The sequence below is a fragment of the Sphingobium sp. DC-2 genome (genome assembly GCF_000722555.1).
GTDB classification, from domain to species: Bacteria; Pseudomonadota; Alphaproteobacteria; order Sphingomonadales; family Sphingomonadaceae; genus Sphingobium; species Sphingobium quisquiliarum.
The window spans coordinates 1-1,525 of record NZ_JNAC01000020.1 but is presented as its reverse complement, the minus strand read 5'-3'; the positions used below and the strand labels follow the sequence as shown (position 1 = coordinate 1,525).

General features: G+C 58.6%; 1 protein-coding gene. It reads right to left on the bottom strand.

From position 1 onward, the window contains the following. Window positions 1-307 precede the first annotated feature (307 nt). The gene (locus tag ET21_RS0102905) at window positions 308-1,459 is read right to left on the bottom strand and encodes an IS110 family transposase (protein WP_030538511.1); all 1,152 of its coding nucleotides are present in this window, start codon (window positions 1,457-1,459) and stop codon (window positions 308-310) included. Window positions 1,460-1,525: the final 66 nt, after the last annotated feature.

The window sequence follows — 1,525 nt, the reverse complement described above, 5'->3', positions numbered from 1 at the left end:
TTGTATGATCCGGGCCTTGTCAAGGTCGCATTGAACGGTTCCTTCTGTTGACAGGTTGGGGGGCCCCACACGCAATGCTCAAGGATTGGCTTCATTCGTTCCGAGATCAGCTGATGCACTATCCGTGCATAGACTTGTATCCGGTCGCGGCCGTGCCCGCGCACCATAATCCGTATTCACATCCCCGGATCGAGCAAAGGCAGATGCGGACCAAACTACTACTGGGCGTTTTCAGGCGCCATCAACTTTCCCGGTCACACATCACACCAATCCGCGTCGCCTTATCGAGCCTGTTGCAACATAAGCATCAGGCGGCGCGGAGCTCGGCACCTTGAGGGACCAGACCTGTCTCCACAAAGCGCCAAAGCGCGATTAACAATTTTCGGGCGAGGGCAACGATACCCACCTTTGCCGCGCGAGCGCCGTTGCCTTTGAACCGGCTGCGATACCAAACGGTTAGTTCGCTACTTGGCTGATATTTCAACCAACACCATGCAAGTTCCACCATCTGCACACGTGTGCTTCGGTTACCGGCTTTGCTTATGCCTTGATCGCGCGACACGTCGCCGCTGGCGAAGGGCGCCGGAGCCAACCCAAGGAAGGCCGCGACGTGTCGCCGGCTTTCGAACTTTCGGCAAAAAACTTCTGCGACCAACATTGCCGCGCTGTTCGGGCCAATGCCCTTCAGCTGCTCGAGGCGAACCGCTTTGTCGCGGCATGGAAAGGTGGACTCATCATGGAGCACGACTTCAGCGCGGTCCCGCTCGATGTCCTTGATCTGATCGTTGAGCAACGCGAGCCGCCCGAAGCAGCGCTCTATTTGTCGGCGAAGGTTTGGTGGCAAAGGCCGCCCGTCGCCGGTGCGCATGTCGTCGAGTTGGCTCGACCAGTCACCGCCCTTGATGGCTTTAACAGATCGTATGCCCTGCAGTGCAAGTAGCCCCCTGATCCGAGAGACAATCCGGGTGCGCTCATGCACGAGATCGCCGCGCTCGCGCATTACCCGGCGCGCGTCCTCCTCCTCGGGAGAGGGCACGGCCACGACACGGCAGACGCTTTTGTCGCCAGCGAGATAGGCTTTGAGAATCCCGATCATCGCTTCGGCGTCGATCCGGTCGGTCTTCGCGCGCCTGCCTCGCCGCGACACTAGGAAGCTGGCAGGATCCAGCACATAGGTATCGATGTCGTTCGACCGCAGTAGCCTTGCGAGCCAGAAGCCATCATATCCAATCTCGAAGCACAGGCGAATGGTGACAGGTTCACCGATGCGATCAGCAGCCTTGCACTCAAGATTGCGAAGATGACTGATCAGTGCCGCGCTGTTCCCGGCAGGAATTGGCCGCAGGGAAGGTTTCGCCGCTCCTGGCGAGAGCGAAGCAACAAGCCAGTTGCGCTTGCTGAGCTCAACGCTGACAATGACAGAAGTCTTGGGGCAGCAATTTGACGACGAGTTCTCCATGTAGCGTTCTCCGTGAGGTCTGACGGAACAACGGCATAGCCGATCCGGCCTGCATAGGATCTATTA